10 protein-coding genes are annotated in these 17,748 nt (G+C 74.4%); 3 read left to right on the top strand and 7 right to left on the bottom strand.

Going from position 1 to position 17,748, the window contains the following annotated elements; genetic code table 11:
- Window positions 1-137: 137 nt before the first annotated feature.
- On the bottom strand, window positions 138-1,526 hold the full coding sequence (locus QEZ54_RS27690) for a hypothetical protein (RefSeq protein ID WP_281307664.1): 1,389 nt from the start codon (window positions 1,524-1,526) through the stop codon (window positions 138-140).
- A gap of 225 nt (window positions 1,527-1,751) precedes the next feature.
- On the opposite strand from QEZ54_RS27690, the gene QEZ54_RS27685 reads away from it, so the two are divergent.
- The 3 genes from QEZ54_RS27685 to QEZ54_RS27675 all read left to right on the top strand — a co-directional run bounded on the left by QEZ54_RS27685 (window position 1,752) and on the right by QEZ54_RS27675 (window position 5,922).
- Window positions 1,752-4,703 carry an AfsR/SARP family transcriptional regulator gene (locus tag QEZ54_RS27685; RefSeq protein WP_281307663.1) on the top strand — a complete coding sequence of 984 codons (2,952 nt, stop codon included), beginning with the start codon at window positions 1,752-1,754 and terminating at the stop codon, window positions 4,701-4,703.
- A 70-nt stretch (window positions 4,704-4,773) separates the two neighbouring features.
- Window positions 4,774-5,406 (top strand): M15 family metallopeptidase, encoded by a 633-nt coding sequence (locus QEZ54_RS27680; RefSeq protein WP_281307662.1) that lies wholly within the window; start codon window positions 4,774-4,776, stop codon window positions 5,404-5,406.
- Window positions 5,407-5,451: 45 nt separating this feature from the next.
- Window positions 5,452-5,922 (top strand): Rrf2 family transcriptional regulator, encoded by a 471-nt coding sequence (locus tag QEZ54_RS27675; protein WP_281307661.1) that lies wholly within the window; start codon window positions 5,452-5,454, stop codon window positions 5,920-5,922.
- Between the two features lie 12 nt (window positions 5,923-5,934).
- Here QEZ54_RS27675 and QEZ54_RS27670 read toward each other — a convergent pair whose 3' ends face one another.
- The 6 genes from QEZ54_RS27670 to QEZ54_RS27645 form a co-directional block, all read right to left on the bottom strand.
- On the bottom strand, window positions 5,935-7,536 hold the full coding sequence (locus QEZ54_RS27670) for a bifunctional 3-(3-hydroxy-phenyl)propionate/3-hydroxycinnamic acid hydroxylase (protein WP_281307660.1): 1,602 nt from the start codon (window positions 7,534-7,536) through the stop codon (window positions 5,935-5,937).
- An 87-nt stretch (window positions 7,537-7,623) separates the two neighbouring features.
- Window positions 7,624-10,698: an AfsR/SARP family transcriptional regulator gene (locus QEZ54_RS27665; RefSeq protein WP_281307659.1), complete on the bottom strand. Its 3,075-nt coding sequence runs from the start codon at window positions 10,696-10,698 to the stop codon at window positions 7,624-7,626.
- A 375-nt stretch (window positions 10,699-11,073) separates the two neighbouring features.
- The gene (locus QEZ54_RS27660; protein ID WP_281307658.1) at window positions 11,074-13,434 is read right to left on the bottom strand and encodes a M4 family metallopeptidase; all 2,361 of its coding nucleotides are present in this window, start codon (window positions 13,432-13,434) and stop codon (window positions 11,074-11,076) included.
- A gap of 99 nt (window positions 13,435-13,533) precedes the next feature.
- Window positions 13,534-14,877: an alpha-lytic protease prodomain-containing protein gene (locus QEZ54_RS27655; RefSeq protein ID WP_281307657.1), complete on the bottom strand. Its 1,344-nt coding sequence runs from the start codon at window positions 14,875-14,877 to the stop codon at window positions 13,534-13,536.
- Between the two features lie 916 nt (window positions 14,878-15,793).
- A complete protein-coding gene (locus QEZ54_RS27650; RefSeq protein ID WP_281307656.1) occupies window positions 15,794-16,690 on the bottom strand; it encodes an aminoglycoside phosphotransferase family protein in 897 nt (298 codons plus the stop codon).
- Window positions 16,683-17,726 (bottom strand): LacI family DNA-binding transcriptional regulator, encoded by a 1,044-nt coding sequence (locus QEZ54_RS27645; protein WP_281307655.1) that lies wholly within the window; start codon window positions 17,724-17,726, stop codon window positions 16,683-16,685. The genes QEZ54_RS27650 and QEZ54_RS27645 overlap by 8 nt, the downstream gene beginning before the upstream one ends.
- Window positions 17,727-17,748: the final 22 nt, after the last annotated feature.

The raw sequence follows: 17,748 nt of genomic DNA, 5'->3' as shown, positions 1-17,748 counted from the left end.
GCGCTCGGCCGGTCCCGGCCGCGGACAACCGCCGGACGGGTCCGGCCGAGGAGGTCCGCAGCGGGAGCGGAGCACGGGAAAGACAGGTGCGGCGGACCGATGGCCGCCGCACCTGCCTTGACGAGTCGACCTGCGGGTCAGGCCATCCGGTCGCTCTCGCGGGTCCAGCCGTACAGGCCGATGCTCTGCTTGGCCCAGACGTAACCCTCAGCCCCGATGATCATCTGTACGCCGCCGCCGGTGGCGATGCCCTTCACGCCGGAGTCCGACTCACGGACCCAGCCGCCGGTGCCCAGCTCGGTGTTCTTCGCCCAGACCACGCCGGTGTCGTCGAGCCGCATCTGCAGGCCGTTGGTGCCGGTGGCGATCGCGACCTGGCCGGGGCCGCTCTCCTGGGTCCAGCCGTACAGGCCGATGCCGAACTTGGCCCACACCTGGCCGGTGGCGTCGAGCATCATCTGCAGGCCCTGGTCGCCGACGGCGATCGCGGTCGCCGTGCTGCTCTCCTTCGTCCAGCCGTACAGGCCGATGGTGTTCTTCGCCCAGACGTAGCCGTCCGCGCCGATGATCATCTGCACGCCGCCGTTGGTGGCGATGGCCTGCACCCCGCCGTCGCTCTCCTTGGTCCAGCCGTACAGGCCGATGCCCTTCTTGGCGTGCACCCGGCCGGCCGCGTCGAGGATCATCTGGGTGCCGTCGTTGCCGACCGCGATCGCGGTCATCCCCGGGTCGGTCTCGCGGGTCCAGCCGTACAGGCCGATGTCCTCCTTGGCCCAGACGGTGCCGGTGTCGTCGAGGATCATCTGGACGAAGCCGTTGCTGGCGACCTGGGTGATCGCCGCGTCGCTCTCCACGGTCCAGCCGTACAGGCCGACGCTCTGCTTGGCCAGCGCCCGCCCCTGCGTGTCGATGATCATCTGGGTGTAGTCGTAGCCGACCGCGATCGTGCCCGTGTCCTCGACGATCTTCTTGTAGCGCCGCGGCTTGTAGTTGCCCGCCGAGTGGTTGTCGATCAGGCCGTCGGACCCGCCGTCGATCCAGTCGACCGAGATGTGGGCCGGAGCGCTGCCGAAGGCGAAGTACTCGAACTTGCCCGAGCTGTAGTCGATCCACCGTTTGAACAGGATCACGTGGCCCTCGGCCTTGTTGTTCAGCGCGTCACCCGGCCGCAGCTCGGCCGCGCCGATCGACTTGGTGATGTTCTCCAGGCTTCCGGTGTTCTCCGCGGTGCTGATGTGCCAGGCCATGTCGACCAGGCCCGAGCAGTCGTTGCGGTACAGCCGGTCCTCGCCGGGGCCGTAGGTCCGCTCCGCCTGGACGTACGGCGAGATCGCCCGGTCGATCCAGGTCTGCGCGCGGCTCACCACCTCGCTGCGGGCGATGTAGGTGTCGAGGCCCGAGATCGCGAACGCCGGCTTGGCGTCGTCCACGACCGCGGCGGCGGTGGCGGCCACCACGCCGAGGGCGGCGGCCATGGTCACGCCGAGCGTGAGGCTGACGGTGCGGCGCAGCAGGTCGGTACGCATGAGGGGCTCTCCTTCGCCTTGTCCGACCGGTCTTTCCGGCCGACGAGAGGAGCTTGCGGACCGCCGCTGCAACGCCTCTGGAACTTCGCGGTACATCGTCTACAGCGGAATGACCGGCGGACGTGACCTGCCCGATCTCCAACCACACAGCCGATTCCCCGCCGCGGCACCTCTCGTTAACGTGGCCCATCGCTTTGTCATGGGGGACGAGTGCAGATACGAATATTGGGACCGGTCGAAGCGTGGGCCGACGGCCGGGCAGTGCCGCTCGGCGGGGCCAAGCCACGGGCGCTGCTCGCCGCGCTGGCGCTGGAGCTCGACCGCGTGGTCCCGGTCAACCGGCTCATCGACCTCGTCTGGGCCGAGGATCCACCGGACACCGCTCGGGCGCTGATCCAGACCTACGTCAAGAACCTCCGCCGGGCCTTCGCCGACGTGGGCGAACCCGAGGTCATCGCCACCGTCGCACCCGGATACGCGCTGCGGATCGCGGCCGGGGCCATCGACGCGCACGCCTTCAGCACGCTGCTGGAGCAGGCCCGGCAGGCGCCGCCCGCGGAGGCGGTCGAGCTGCTCGGCCGCGCCGAGGCGCTGTGGCGCGGCCCGGCGCTGGCCGGCCTGGAGGACACCCGGCTGTCCGGCGAGGCGGTCCGACTGGACGAGCTGCGGCTGACCGCCGTCGAGGAGCGGATCGCGGCGGAGCTGTCACTGGGTCGGCACGGCCACCTGTCCGAGCTGACCGGCCTGGTCGGCCGCCATCCGGTCAACGAGCGGCTGCGCGGGCACCTGATGGTCTCGCTGTACCGGATGGGCCGCCAGGCCGACGCGCTGGCCTCGTTTCGCGAATGCCGCGACCTGCTCATCGAGGAGCTGGGCGTGGAGCCGGGCGCCGAGCTGACCGCGCTGCACTCGGCGATCCTGCGGGGCAGCCTCACGACCGCCGACAGCGCCTCGGCGACCGTCCGGGTGCCGGCCCAGCTGCCGCCGGTGCCGGCCGACTTCACCGGCCGGGCCGCCGAGTCGGCCGCGCTCACCGGCGGCACCCACCCGGTCCGCGTGATCTCGGGCCAGGGCGGCAGCGGCAAGTCCGCGCTGCTGGCCATCGCCGCCCGCGAACTCGCCCCGGCCTACCCCGACGGCACCCTGCACGCCGACCTGCACGGGATGAGCGACGCACCCGCGGCCGCCGCCGAGATCCAGGCCCGCTTCCTGCGCGCCGTCGGCGTCGCCGACGAGCACCTGCCCGTCGGTGCCGAGGAACGGACCCAGCTCTACCGCAGCACGCTGGTCGGGCGGCGGATGCTGGTGCTGCTGGACGACGCCCGCAACGCGGCCCAGGTCCGGCCGCTGCTGCCCGGCACCGCCGACTGCGTGGTGCTGATCACCTCCCGGGACCGGCTGGCCGGCCTGGACGGCGCGCAGCGCATCGAGCTCGGGGTGCTGCCCGACGGCGAGGCGGCCGAGCTGCTGCGCCGGGTCGTCGGTGCCGAGCGGGTCGACGGCGACCCCGCCGCGGCCCGGCGGATCATCGCCCACTGCGGCAACCTGCCGCTGGCGATCCGGCTGGCCGGGGCCAAACTGGTGTCGCGGCAGCGGTGGCCGCTGAGCGTGCTGGCCGACCGCCTCGGCGACGAGAGCCGGCGCCTGTCCGAGCTGTCCACACAGGAGCTCTGCGTCCGGGCCAGCATCGAGCTCAGCTGCCAGGGCCTGGACCCGCACGAGCTCATGATGCTGCGGCGGCTGGGCTACCTCGGTCTGCCCGACTTCTCCGCCTGGGTGGCCGGGTGGCTGCTCGACCGGGACAAGGCCGACGCCGACGCTCTCATCGAGTCGCTGGTCGACGGCCAGCTGGTCGAGTACGTCGGCGTGGACGCGTTCGGCAGCCTGCGCTACCGCATGCACGACCTGGTGCGGCTCTACGCCCGGGAACGGGCCCAGCGGGAGGAGCCGCACGCGGACCTGGTCGCGTCGGTGGCCCGCACCCTCGGCGGCTGGCTCACCCTGATCGACAACCTCGGTGCCGAGTCGCCGCCCGAGGACGTCAACTGGCGGTACACGCTCAGCAACGTGTACCGGCCGTCGGAGCAGATGGCCGCGCGCACGTCGACCGATCCGGGCAACTGGTTCGCCGCCGAGCAGCAGTCCCTGACCGCCGGCGTCGAGCGGGCCGCCGCGCTCGGACTGCACGAGCTGGTCTGCGAGCTGGCCTCGGCCCGCTTCGCCGCGGTGACCTCGGGAACCAACCGCTTCGAGGTCACCTCCCGGATCAACCAGGCCGCGCTGGCGGCCGTGCGTGCGGCCGGGGACGTGCGCCGCGAGGGCGTGATGCTCGCCGAGCTGGGCAAGCTGCGCTACTACCAGGACCAGTACGCCGAGGCCCGCACCTTCTACAACGAGGCGCTGACCAAGTTCCGCGAGGTCGGGGACGTGCAGGGGCAGGCGGCGGCGCTGGCGGGGCTGGGCACCGCCTGCCGGGAGCCGGGCCACCTGGTCGAGGCGCTGCACTTCCTGAGCCAGGCCGACACGCTGCTGCGCGAACTGGGCGACCCGGCGGGCCTCGGCTACGTCCTGCGGCTGACCGGATCGGTGCAGCTGGAGCTGGGCGACTATCCGGCGGCGGCGCATTCGCTGGCGGAGTCGCTGGCGGCGTACCGGGCGACGGGCAGCATCCGGGGCGAGGGGTACACGCTGCGCACGCTCGGCCTCTACCACCGGGCCCGCGGCGACTACGAACCGGCGATCGAGGCCTGCGAGCAGGCCCGGGAGATCTTCCGCAAGGTCGGGGACGAGCTGATGGAGGCGTACGCCACCCGGTCGCTGGCCAAGGCGTGCCTGCGGATCGGGCGCACCGACCAGGTGGTGGAGCAGCTGGAGTGGTCGCTGTCGACCAGCCACAGCCTCGGCGACCGGTTCGGGCAGGCGGTGACGCTGCGCACCCTCGGCGACGCCCATCTGCGGCTGGACCGGGCCGATCTGGCCGGCAACTTCCTGCGGGCCTCGCTGGAGCTGTTCGAGTCGTTCGAGTCGCCGCTGTGGGCGGCCCGGGTGCGGCGCGACCTCAGCGCGCTGCACAGCGCCCGGGGTGAGCACGAGCAGGCGGCCCTGCTGCGGGCCGACGCGCTACGGGTCTTCCACGACCACGGCGCCCGGGAGCACGCCGAGCTGCTCGGCGGCTGATCGGGGCGTTACAGCGGAATTCCAGTGTGCGGTCGCACGATCTAGCGACCGCACACTGGAAGGGCACGTCATGTCCGAGATCATTTCTTTGTCCGATCCCCGGGTCGCTGCCGTACCCGTGGCCGACTGCGGGGAACCGCTGGTCGACGTCCGGGCGATGGCGGCGCTGCGGATGGACCAGCTGGTGGCCGACGTCGACGGCTCGTACGCCCAGGTGCGGCAGGGGGTGGCCGACCGGCTGGTGATGGCGCAGATGCTGCTGCCGCGGGGTCTGCGGCTGCTCGTCGTCGAGGGGTACCGGCGCGCGGAGGAGCAGCAGCGGCTGTTCGAGGCGGCGGTGGCGCGGCTGCGGGCCGACCGTCCGGACGGCGACGACTCGCTGCGCCGCGCCGCCGCCCGGCACTGCCCGCCGCCGCCGCTGGCCCCGCACCTCACCGGCGGGGCGGTCGACCTGACACTGTGCACCGTCGACGGGGTGCGGCTGTGGCTGGGCACGGAGCTGCACGACACCGGCTCGGCGCTGTGCACCAGCGACGCCGACGTCGACCGTCAGGCCCGCGCCAACCGGGACCTGCTCGGCTCGGCGATGCGCCAGGCCGGGCTGGTCAACTACCCGGCCCAGTGGTGGCACTGGTCGTACGGCGACCGCTACTGGGCCCTGCTCACCGGCGCACCCGCGGCCCGCTACGGCAACCACCCCTGAGCTGTACTCGGACAGCTTTCATCCGGGATGCGTACCATGGACGGCATGAAGCTGTCCGGGGGCGTGGAGTGGGCGCTGCACTGCTGTTTCGCGCTGACGGCGGCCACCGAGCCGGTGCCCGCCGTCCGGCTCGCCCGACTCCACGACGTCTCCCCCAGCTACCTGGCCAAGCAGCTGCAGGAGCTGTCCCGGGCCGGACTCGTGCGGTCGGTGCAGGGCAAGGCGGGCGGCTACCTGCTCACCCGCCCGGCCGCGGAGATCACCGTGCTCGACGTCGTGGAGGCGATCGAGGGGCCGGCCGGGGCGTTCGTCTGCACCGAGGTGCGCCAGCGCGGCCCGCTGGCCGCCCCGCCGGAGTCGTGCACAGCCCCGTGCGGCATCGCCCGGGTCATGTACGACGCCGACCGCGCCTGGCGGCAGTCGCTGCGGCAGGTGACCATCGCGGACCTGGCCCGCAGCGTCGGCGCCGACTCCACGGCCCAGGTCCGCGACTGGCTGGCCACGGGCCGCGCCTGAACGCCGCCGCCGTCAGTCCACCGCCGGGCGGTCCGCCCCGAGTGCCCCGACCAGCGAGTCCGCCACCTCGGCCAGCGACCGCGCCGACGCCGTCGCGTAGACGAACCGGTCCGGGCGCAGCACCGCCGCCCCGGCCCGGTGCCGCCGGAACCACTCCGTCAGCCGCCCGTCGGTGTCGGCGACCTCGAGGTGGCTCCCGTCGGTGACCGCCGGTGCGACCCCGGGCGGGCAGACCCGCACAAACCGTACCGGCAGGTCCCGCCACCCGGCCGCGGCCTGCGGCCCGGCCTCGGGGCCGAGCACCGCGAACCCGTCGCCCAGCACCTCGTCCAGCGGCACCGGGGCCGCCGCGCCCGCGACGGCGACCAGCGGCTGCGGGAACATCGTCCCGGCGGGGCCGCCGCCCCGGTGCCAGCCGGCCCGGTGCCGGGGCAGCGGCTTGAACTCGAAGTGCCGCACGAACCGCCGGACCCGGGGCAGCAGCTGCACCCCGCGCAGCAGCACGTCGCGCAGTTTCGCGCCCGCCCGGCTGCGGGCCAGGAACACCCGGCCCACCCCGACCGTGATCCGCGCCATCTCCTCGGTGTGCGGGCGGCGCTCCTGCTCGTAGGTGTCCAGCAGCGACTGCCCGGCCCGCCCGGCCAGCACCAGGTGCAGCTTCCAGACCAGGTTCGCCGCGTCGCGCAGCCCGCTGCACAGCCCCTGCCCCATGAACGGCGGCATCTGGTGCGCGGCGTCGCCGAGCAGGAAGACCCGACCGGCCCGCCAGCGGTCGGCGACCAGGTGGTTGAAGGTGTACACCGCCGCCCGGCGCACCTGGAACCGCTGCGGGTCGACGTACGGCGAGACCAGGTCGGCCACGGCGGCCGGGTGCTCGACCTGCTCGGCGGTCTCCCCCGGCCGCAGCATGAACTCCAGCCGGTAGCCGCCGTCGGCGGCCGGTGACACGAACGCCGGGCGGCGCCAGTCGCACACGAACCTGGTCCGGTCCAGCCGCACCGCCTCCGGCGGCAGGTCACCGGAGACCGCCAGCCACGGCTCCTCGTACGTCGACCCGCGCAGCTCGACACCGGCCAGCACCCGGGTGGTGCTGCGGGCACCGTCGCAGCCCAGCACATACCGGGCGCGTACCTGCGCCTCGGCACCGGAGGCCAGGTCGCGCAGCCGCGCGGAGACGCCGTCGGCATCGGGCGACAACTCCGCCAGCGCCACCCCCAGCCGCAGCTCCACCTGCGGGAACCTGGCCAGTCCGGCCCGCAGCGCGTGCTCCAGGCGCGGCTGGTCGAAGAACTGCAGCGGCGGATGGCCCAGCCCGAAGTCCACCTCGGACAGCGCGATGTGCGCGAACGGCCGGCCCGCGCCGTCGGTGTAGTCGACCAGCGGCGCCCGCCGCATCCCGTCGGTGACCTCGGCCAGCAGGCCCGCCGCCTGGTAGATGCGCAGCGCCTCGTCGTCGCAGGAGAAGGCGCGGGGCTGGCCGTGCGGCTCGCGGCTGCGCTCCACCACCAGGGTGGTGACGCCGCGCAGCCCGAGCAGGTTGGCGGTCAGCGCGCCGACCGGGCCGCAGCCGACGACCAGCACGTCGACCTCGGTGGGGCGTTCGGGGGTGGACACGATTGCTCCTTCAGGGCGGGTTCCACATACCCGTCCAGGGCATCAGGGCGCCGTGGAGGCGGCGTGCAGGCCGCGTGCAGGCGCGCCTCAACGCAGGTCGGCGACCGTCCGCGCGATCCGGTCGGCCAGCAGGCGGGCGCCCTGCCCGGCCGCGACCGCGGCAGCCCGGTCCAGGCCGGACCGGTCGCCGGTGGCCAGCGCCCGCAGGCGCAGCAGCTCGGCCAGGAACACCCGCTCGCCGGTCTGCGCCGCCAGCGCCAGGCCCTCCGCCGCCAGCTCCGCCGCGCCGGTGCGGTCGCCCGCCGCCAGGTGCGCGGCGGCCATCGCGCCGAGGGTCACGGTACGGGTGGCGCGCAGGCCGAGACGGTAGATGCCCTCGTACGCCGCGCGCAGCCGGTCGCGGGCCGCCGGGTCGCCGCCCGACACCGCCGCCCAGGCGGCGAACAGCTCCGCCGTGGTGACGAAGTGCGGCATGCCGTGCGCCTGCCCGAGCTGCCGGAACCGCAGCGCCGCGGCGCTGCCCGCGGCGGCGTCCAGCTCCTGCAGGCCGAGCCACGCCGCGTACAGGGCCGCGTTGGCCCGCCCGTACGGGTCGTCGAGCCGGTCGGCCAGCACCGCCGCGGCGGTCAGGTCCTGCTGCGCACCGGCCCGGTCGCCGCGCAGCGACCGCACCAGCGCCCGGAAGTTGTACGGCGCCAGCGCCGGCCGCCGCGCCACCTCCCGCCCCAGCAGCCGCGGGTCCATCCCCGACAGCAGGCGGGCGGACTCGGTCAGCCGCCGCTCCGCCTCACCCAACCGCCCCAGGAAGTAGTACGCCGCGCCGAGCAGGTACGCCCCGGCCGCCCGAGCCAGCTCGTCGTCCTCGGCCGCCAGCGGCACCGCCAGCTCTACGCAGATCGCGTACTCGGCGCGGTTGGCGGCCAGCTCGCCCAGCACCCACCGCGCCGAGGCGAGATCAGTCCCCGGGCCGACCGCCGCCAGCAGTTCGCGGGCCCGCGCACAGGCCCGGTCCACCGCGTCGCTGCCGATGCCGACCGTGACCTGCAGCAGCGCGGCCCGCTGCAACTGCACCGACAGCTCCCGCGCGGCCGCACCGTCCCGCTCGGACAGCTGCGCCGCGGCCAGGTCCAGGTGCGCCAGCGCGTCCTCGTACGCCAGGCGCCGGGTCGCGTCGTCAGCCGCCCGCAGCAGCCAGCGCAGGTGGTCGTCGCCGTGGCCCAGGCCGACCGCCCGGCCGTAGTGGAAGGCGATCGCGGAAGGTGCGGCCCCGCCGAGCCGCTCCTGCGCCAGCGCCAGCCGGGCGTGCAGCCACGCCCGCCGGGGCGGCGCCAGCAGCGCGTAGCCGACCTCGGCGTAGAGCGGGTGCCCGAACCCGACCCGGCCGGGTTCGGTCTCGACGACCAGCCGCGCGGCGAACGCGGGAACCAGCGCCTCGGCCAGCGCGGGCACCGGCGTGTCCAGCACCTGAGCCAGCAGCCGCAGGTCCAGCTCCTGCCCGCCGACAGCCAGCACGTCCAGGCAGTCACGCGTCGGGGCGGGCAGGGCGTCCAGCCGCAGCGACAGCGCGTCGCGGACGGTGGGCGGCAGCTCGGCCGATGCGCCCTGGCGCAGCAGCTCCACGGCGAAGAACGGATTGCCGCCGGTGCGGTGGCGCAGCGCCGCGACCGCCTCCGGCGCGGGGTCGCCGCCGGTCTGGCTGCGGATCAGCTCGGCGAGCGCGGCCTCGTCGAGCCCGGACAGGTCGAGCCGGACGGTGCCGGGGGCGCGGGCCAGCTCCGCGACTGCGGCGACCAGGCCGGCATCGTGCTGGTAGGGCCGGGTCGTCAACACGACCAGGGCGCGGGTGGACGCCAGGGCACCGGCGAGGAAGTTGAGCAGCAGCAGCGAGTCGGGGTCGGCGGCGTGCAGGTCGTCGATCACCATCAGCAGCCCGCGCTCGGCGGCGGCCGCGGCGACCAGCTCGGCGACGGCCTCGTACAGGCGGAACCGCGCGACCGGATCGGCCTGGCCGGACGCTTCCGGGGCGTGCGCGCCCAGGGCGGCCAGCTGGCCGGTCGCGGCCTGCCCGGCCCTGGGCCCGTCGGCGAGTCGCCGTACGAGCTGGACCCAGACCCAGAACGGCGGTGCCTGGCCCACGGCCGGGCAGCGGGCCCACACCACCGGCGTCCCGTCTCGTTCGGCGGCGGCCGCGGCCCGCTCGGCGACGCTGGTCTTGCCGACGCCCGCCTCGCCGACGACCAGCGCGAAGCGTCCGGTCCCGGCGACGGCCGCCGCGCGGGCCTCGGCGAGCCGCCCCAGCACGGCCGCCCGGCCGGGCAGCGCCTGCTCGGCGGCACCGGCTCCGGGCAGGCTGCCCGGTCCGCGCCGCGGTGGGTCCAGCGCCGGGTCCTGCGCCAGGATCGCCCGGTGTACGGCCCGCAGCCGCTCGCCCGGATCGAGCCCGTACTCGCCGGACAGCAGCCGGTGCGCCTCGGCGAACAGGGCCAGCGCCTCGGCCTGCCGCCCGCAGCGGTAGAGGGCCAGCATCAGCTGCGCCCGCGCGGCCTCGCGCAGCGGGTGCGCGGCCACGAACGCCTGAAGTTCGGGCAGCACGCGCAGGTGGCCGCCCGCCTCGACGGCGGCCGTCAGCCGCCCCTCGGCGGCCTGCAGCCGCAGCCCGTGCAGCCGGGCCAGGTCGGCCTGGACGGCGGAGAGGTCCGCGACGTCGGGCAGCGGGTCACCACGCCACAGGCTCAGCGCCGCGGTGTAGTCGCGTTCGGCGGCGGCCGCGGCGCCGTCGGCGTGCGCCGAGCCCGCGCGGGTGAGCAGCGCCTCGAACCGGTCCAGGTCGACCGCGTCGGCGGCGAGGTCCAGGTGGTAGCCGCCGTCGCGGTGGCGCAGCACGCGCGGTCCGGCACCGGCGGTCCGGTCCGGTTCGAGGATCCGGCGCAGCCCCGCGACGTGGGTGCGCAGCGTCGTGTCCGCGCTGGGCGGCGGGTCGCCGTCCCACAGGGCGTCGGCGAGCCAGTCGGTGCTCGCGAACCGGCCCGGCCGCAGGAGCAGCAGGGACAGCAGCGCCCGCTGCCTGCCGCTGCCGATCTCGGCGCGGCGGCCGGCGTGGTGCACGGACAGGCGGCCGAGCACGTCCACGGTCGGCCCCGGGCCGGGGCCTACCGCTGCCATGACGCCGAGTGGTCCACGGACGGCATCGTATCGGCCGAGTCCGCCGACGCGGCGGTTCGCTGTCCGACGTGACCGCAGCGAGACGCCGCCGCCCCTGCCGGTCCGATGCCACCGCCTGCCCTCACCGGCCGTGGCCTTCGCCGCACTCGCGCCGAGGAACGGGGCGGTGCCGACGCGGCCGCGGCCATAAGATCGACACCGGCGTGCTGGCCACGCCGCACCCCCATTTCGCCGGGCAGGAAGCGCACGTCACTTCGCTGGCGGATCCGTCCTCCGTCCTGGACGACGGGCAGTGGAGCCCGCCCGCTGACGCCCGGACGGCGGACGGGACGGCTGCCCCCTGAAGTCGGGCAGCCGTCCCTCCCCCACCCCGGACTAGCAGGCGCCCTGGTCGGACCAGACCGCCCACGAGCCGGGCGCACCGGGCTCCGCGCCGGTCGACCACCAGGTCGCCTTCCAGCGTCGCCCGTTGTAGGAGACCGTGTCGTCAGGCGCGTACGGCGTGGTGGCATTCCAGGCGGGCAGGCCGCCGCAGCCGCCGCCACCGCCGGTCACGGTCAGGGTGAAGGTCGCGGTGCGGGTCGCGCTGGTCCCGGCACCGGTCACGGTCAGCGTGTACGTCCCAGCCGCCGCGCTCGCCCCGACCGACACCGACAGCGTCGCCGAGCCGCCCGAGGTCACCGACGACGGGCTGACCGAGGCGGTCACCCCGGTCGGCGCGCCGGTCACCGACAGGCTCACCGTCTGCGCGCTGCCCGACGTGGTGCTGGTGCCCACCGACGCGGTCGTGGAGCTGCCCGCGGCCACGGTCGCCGACGACGGTGACAGCGTCACCGCGAAGTCGTTGCCGCCCGGCGCGGTCGTCACCGTGACCGTGTACGTGGCCGTGTGCGTCGCCGCGGAACCGGTACCGGTCACGGTGATCGCGGCCGACCCGGTCGCCGCCGACGCGCTCGCGGTCAGCGTCAGGGTGCTGGACCCGCCGGAGGTGACCGACGACGGGCTGAAGCTCGCCGTCACCCCGGACGGCAGGCCGCTCGCGGTCAGGTTGACCGTCTGCGCGCTGCCCGAGGTGGTCGCGGTCGAGACCGTGGTGGTCACCGACGCGCCCCGCTGCACCGAGCCGCTGCCGGGGCCGACCGTCAGCGAGAAGTCGTTGCCCGGGTTGGCGGTGCACTGGGCCTCGCCCGACTGCGCGGGCACGCTGACCGCGTCCCAGGCCGCCTTGACCGTGCGGCACTCCGCCGACGCCGCGCCGAACAGGTTGACCGCGGCCCGCAGCGTCGCCGTACGCACGTTGACGTAGCGCCAGGCCGAGGTCTTCAGGTTGAGCGCGGCCATGTAGATCTGGCCCGCCTTCTGCAGGCCGATGCCGGTGACCGAACTGCTGTTGCAGGTCGGGCTGGCCGGGTTGCCGCCACCGCCGGCCGAGCCGACGGCGGTCAGGTAGAACCAGTGGTTGTTCGGGCCCGCCGCCGCGTGCACCTCGGTGCTCGGGATCGCCGAGGAGTAGCAGTTCGGGTCGCCCAGCGCCGACGGGTTGTACATGTTGCGGATCGGCCCGCCGCCGACCAGGTCGACCTCCTCGCCGACGAGGAAGTCCGCCGGGTCGTTGGCGTTGTTGGCGTACGCCTCGGTCAGCGCGCCGAAGATGTCGCCGGTGGACTCGTTGATGCCGCCGTTCTCGTTGCCGGACCCGGCGCCGCCCGGCGTGGTCTGGAAGATGGCGTGGCCGTACTCGTGCGCCACCACGTCGATCGGGGTGGCCTGGCGGTTGTTGGCCTGGTTGTGGCCGAAGTTGGTGTAGCTGCCGTTCCAGTACGCGTTGACCTCGTTGAGGCCGACCCGGGCCGGGAAGCCGCCGCCGTTGCCGTCGATGCCGCTGCGGCCCAGCCACGCGCCGAGCATGTCCCACTCGCGCTGCACCGCGTAGAGCGCGTCCACGCAGGCGGTCTCCAGGTTGGTGCCGGAGCCGTTGCCCCACGCGTCGTCGGTGCCGGTGTAGGCGGTGCCGCCCTGCCCGCCGCAGCGGATGCCGGGCCGGGTGCCGTCGGTCATCGAGTACGAGGAGCCCGAGCCGCTGGTCGAGATGCCGACCTGGCCGTTGAAGTAGCCGTTGCCGCTGCCCAGGCGCACGTCGTCGCGTACGTCGAGCACGGCCGCGTTCGCGGCGTCGACGACCACGTGCAGGCGGCTGGGCGCGCCGCCCTTGCGGCCCTCCAGCACGACCTCGTAGGCGAGCCGGTCCCCGGCCGACGTCGCGAACACGACGAGCTGGGCCGAGGCGGTGCGGTCGACCCGGTCGAGCCGGCGGCGCGCGGTGGCGGCCGCCTCGGCCGCGGTGACCTTCGGGGTGGTGGTGGCCGGCTTGACGCCGCGGCCGATGGCCGAGGCGGTGTCGCGTACGGTGCCGTCGCGATCGGTGACCACCACGGCGTCACCGCCCAGCACGGGCAGGCCGCGGTAGGTGCGCTCGTACGCGACGTACTGGAAGCCGCCGGACCCGGCGACGACGTGACGGCGTACGAAGGTCTCGTCCGGGCCCTTGGCCAGGGCGTCGACCCCGGCGGTGGCGGCCCGGTCGGCGGCGGCCGCGGCGCGGGCGGCCGGGTCGGGCGCCGGGGCGGGTGCGGCGCCGGGGCTGGCCGCCGCGCCGGTCACACCCGGCAGCACCAGGGCGAGACCCACCGCCGCGGCGGTCGCCGCGAACGTGAGCCTGAGGCCGATGGATTTCACGAGGGGTATCTCCTTCTACGGGGTTGGTCGGGTCTGGTGGGTGGCCGGGGCGCCGTCCAGCGGAAGGTGCCCCGGCCACCCGGAGGGGAGGGAATCGTGCTAGCAGGCGCCGCGATCGGCCCAGACCGCCCAGGAGCCGGGCGCGCTGGGCTCGGCGCCGGTCGACCACCAGGTCGCCTCGTAGCGGCGGCTCTGGTAGGCGACGCTCGCGCCGGGCGCGTAGGCCGTGGTGGCGCTCCAGCCCGGCAGGCCGCCGCAGCCGCCGGGGTTGCCTGGCGAGGTGCTCGGGCCGGGCGAGGTCGGCGGGGTGCCGCCGCTGACCGTCAGCGTCAGCCCGTACGTCTGCAGGATCTCGTTGACCGACTGGAAGTAGGTCGTCCCGCCGGAGGAGCAGTTGCCCGAACCGCCGGAGGTGACGCCCTGCGCCTGGTCACCGGCGATGAGCGAACCGCCCGAGTCACCGGGTTCGGCGCAGACGTCGGTACGGATCAGACCGGTCACGGTGCCCTGCGAATAGGTGACCGAACTGTTGAGGGCGCTGACGGTGCCGCAGTGCCAGCCGGTGGTCGAACCCGAGCGGCACACCGAGGCGCCCACCCCGACCGCCTGCGAACCGGCCACCGCCACAGTGCCGGGGTAGCGGTTGACCTGCGCGCGGGGCGTGTTGCCGGCGGCGACCCGTACCCACGCGTAGTCGTTGCCCGGGAAGCTCGACCCGGCGAAGCTGCCGCTCGGCTGGGTCGTGGTCGCGCCACTGGTGCCGCAGTGCCCGGCGGTGACGAAGCCTCCCGTGACCGCGAACCCGACCGAGCAGCGGGTGCCGCTGCCGATGTAGTAAGCGTTGCCGCCGACGACGTCGATCAGCGGCCGGGGCTGCTCGGTGCTGGCCTCGAACCGGACCGTCGCGGCGTCCAGGCCGCTGGCGGCGACCCATGCCCTGGCCGCCTCCAGCGCACCGGCGCGGTAGAGGACCGCGACGGTGTTGCCGCGCACGTCCGGGTACCAGCCCGGAACCTGCGCGGGCGCCTGCGCGGCCCGGCGGTCGAGGCGGGCCGCCGCCTCCCGCAGCCCCGACTCGCTGCGCGCCACCAGCACCGGCTTCGCCCCGGCCGCGCGCACCCTGGCCGCCGCGGCCTCGCCGGTGACGGCGACGGTGAGCACCGAGGCGTCGTCGTTCAGATAGGCGCCGCCGAAGCCGGTACCGAGAGCGCGGCGCAGGCCGTCCTCGGTCCGCGCGAACGCCGATTCGCGCCCGAGCCGGGCCAGCGCCTGCTCCGGGCTGATCCGCAGAGTACGGGCCAGTTCGGACACCATGCCCCGGTCTGCCGCCACAGGGGTCGCGGCTGGTTGGCCGGTCGAGGCCACCGCGGCGGGCGTGACCACCAGGGCGACCGAGGCGGCCACCGTGGCGGCCAGCGCCGCGATCCACTTTCTGTCAGTCATGCAGGCGAATCTATGAACTTAATTAACAGTTCTGTACTACCGAACACCTCCTACCACCCACGCCGATACCCCCACCCCGCCCCGCCGCCCACAAACGCCGCACCCGCCAGCGCACGCCCGACCACCAGCGACCGGCGCGGATGGCGGGCGACTGGCCGCCGGTGATCGGCGGCGGATGGCGGGCGACTGGCCGCCGGTGATCGGCGGCGGATGGCGGGCGACTGGCGATTGGCAGCGGCATCAATGGCAAAGATCGCCCCAAAGCGGCACGGCGGCCGCAGCCAGTCGAGAAGTCCGCCCAACCCCGCGATCATCCCTCGGCGATCGTCGCCCGAGGTCAAAACCCCGCTCACAGACACACGCTCCGACCACAAACAACGATCACAGCCGGTACCGGGCTCCAAGATCGCAACTTCAGGTCACATCACCGCACGGCTTCGCCCCGCAACACCTGACAAACCGCGAACCGCCGGATGAACCGCCCCCAACCAGCGATCACTCCCGGTGATCGTCATCCGAGGTCAGAACCTCAATTGCAGGCGCACATTCCGACCACAAAGGACGATCACCGCCCAGACTGCACCCCAAGATCGCGCCTTCCGGCCACAACGCCCCACCGCCTCACCCACGCGACCGCCCGACGAACCGCACCGCTGACCGCCAACCGCCAACCGCCAACCGCTGACCGCTGACCGCTGACCGCTGACCGCTGACCGCTGACCGCTGACCGCCAAGAAAATGACCCCCGCCGGTGATCACCATTCGGAGATCGTCGAACGCGGTCACAACCTCGGCCGTCGGCGCAGGTTTTGACCGCGTTCCGCGATCACCGGAAGGAAGACGATCACCGGAAGGAAGAGGCGATCACCGAACGGAAAAGGCGATCGCCGGGAGGAAGGAGGCGGTGCGGATCGCGCTAGGGGCGGGGCAGGCGGGTGGGGACCAGGTGGGACCAGGCGGCGGGCGGGTCGGACAGGAAGCGCAGCAGGCCGAGAACCCGGCTGGCCGGCGGCGCGGTCCAGTGCCGCCGCCCCGGTTGCGGCGTCGGATCGCGCAGCCGCGCCAGCGCCCAGTGCAGGTGCACCCGCAGAACCGCCGTCGCGCTGACCGGCGCCTCCGGCGCCAGCTCGGCGTACCCGGCCAGCGCCTCGACCACCTCGGACAGCGGCAGCTTCGCGAAGTCGCCCGCCGGATCCCCCAGGTGCGTGTCACCCCAGTCGACCAGCGCCGCATACCCGCCGTCCGCGCCGGACAGCACGTTCTGCGGTGCCACATCCCCGTGCAGCACCGCCACGCCTTCGGGCGGCCGCAGCTCGTCGAGGTGGGCGAACCAGCGGGTGAGCCAGCGAGCCGTGTCGGAGTCGAGGTAGCCGACGGTGGCCATCGCGTCGACGAGGTCGACCGGGTCGCCGCCGACTTCGACGTGCAGCCCGGCCACGGGGGCCAGCGAGTGCAGGCGGGCCAGGTCGCGCCCGAGGTCGCGCAGCAGGTGCGGCGCGGCCGGCGACTCGGCGGCGGCGAGGTCGGTGCCGGGTACGCGCTCCTGCACCAGGTAGGGGGTGCAGGTCAGGCGCAGGCTGTCGTCGTACGCGATGATCGCGGGCGTGCGCACCCCGGCGGCCCGCGCCGGACCGATGACCAGCGTTTCGCGGCGCAGCTGGTCTTCGCTGCCGGGCTGGGCGATGCGCAGGAACAGGTGCTCGCCGAGGGTGAACGCGTGGTTGTCCATGCCGCCGGGGACCGGCCGCACCTGGTCGGGCGGCACGCCGTGGTGGGCGGCGATGGCGGCGGCCGCCGCTGCCAGGTCAGCCATGGGCGGCCGCGCCCAGGGTGCTCTCGCGAGGCACCAGCTCCCACGACGGCTGGAGTTCGCGCGGCTGCTCGGTGCCGCGCTGCTCCACCCGTGCGATCAGCGCCGACACCGCGAGCCGCCCGATGCTCTCCTTGTCCGGCGAGATCGTGGTGAGCGTAGGGCTGCTGAACCGCCCCTCCTCGATGTCGTCGAACCCGATCACGGCGACGTCCTCGGGCACCCGCAGGCCGCGCTCGTGCAGCGCGCGCATGGCGCCGATGGCGACCAGGTCGTTGTACGCGAACACCGCGTCCACCTGCTGGCCGCTGTCCAGCAGCCGGTGCACCGCGGCCGCCCCGTCGCCGCGCCCGAATGTCGGCGTGGTCGCCACCAGGCCCGCGTCGAAGCGGAGCCCGGCGGCGGCCAGCGCGTCCTCGTACCCGCGCAACCGCAGGTGGGCGGGTTGGCGGCGGGCGTCGGCGTGGGCGCCGACGAAGGCGATGCGCCGCCGGCCGAGGCCGATCAGGTGCTGCATGGCCGCGCTGCTGGCCGCCGCGTTGTCGATGGCGATGTGGTCGTACGGCACGTCGTACACGCTCTCGCCGACCAGCACCAGCGGGGTGGAGCTGGTCCGGGCCAGCACCGCGGCCCGGTCCAGCTGCACCGGGCTGAGGATCAGCCCGTCGATGATCTGCTCCCGGAACCCGTCGCTGACCAGGAGTTCCTTCTCCCGGTCACCGTCGGTGTAGTCGAGCAGCAGGGTGTACCCGTGCCGCCCGGCCTCCCGGATCGCCGCCCCGGCCAGCTCGGCGAAGTACGGGTTGTTCAACTCCGGGATCGCCAGCGCGATGATGCCGGTACGGCCCCGGCGCAGGTGCCGGGCGGACAGGTTGGGGGTGTACCCCAACTCGTCGATCGCCTGCTGCACGCGCTCCCGGGTGGCCTCGCCGACCGGCCGGTATCCGTTGATCACGTTGGAAACCGTCGCCAACGAAACACCGGCTCGCGCGGCGATCGTCTTGAGACTGACCCCCACCGCTGGGCTTCCTCCGCTCATTGCTCATTGTCATCATGGCCGG

The organism is Catellatospora sp. KI3, assembly GCF_029948125.1.
In the GTDB taxonomy this organism is placed as follows: domain Bacteria; phylum Actinomycetota; class Actinomycetes; order Mycobacteriales; family Micromonosporaceae; genus Catellatospora.
Note: the sequence above shows the minus strand (reverse complement) of the source record. Positions and strands in the feature narration are given on the sequence as shown.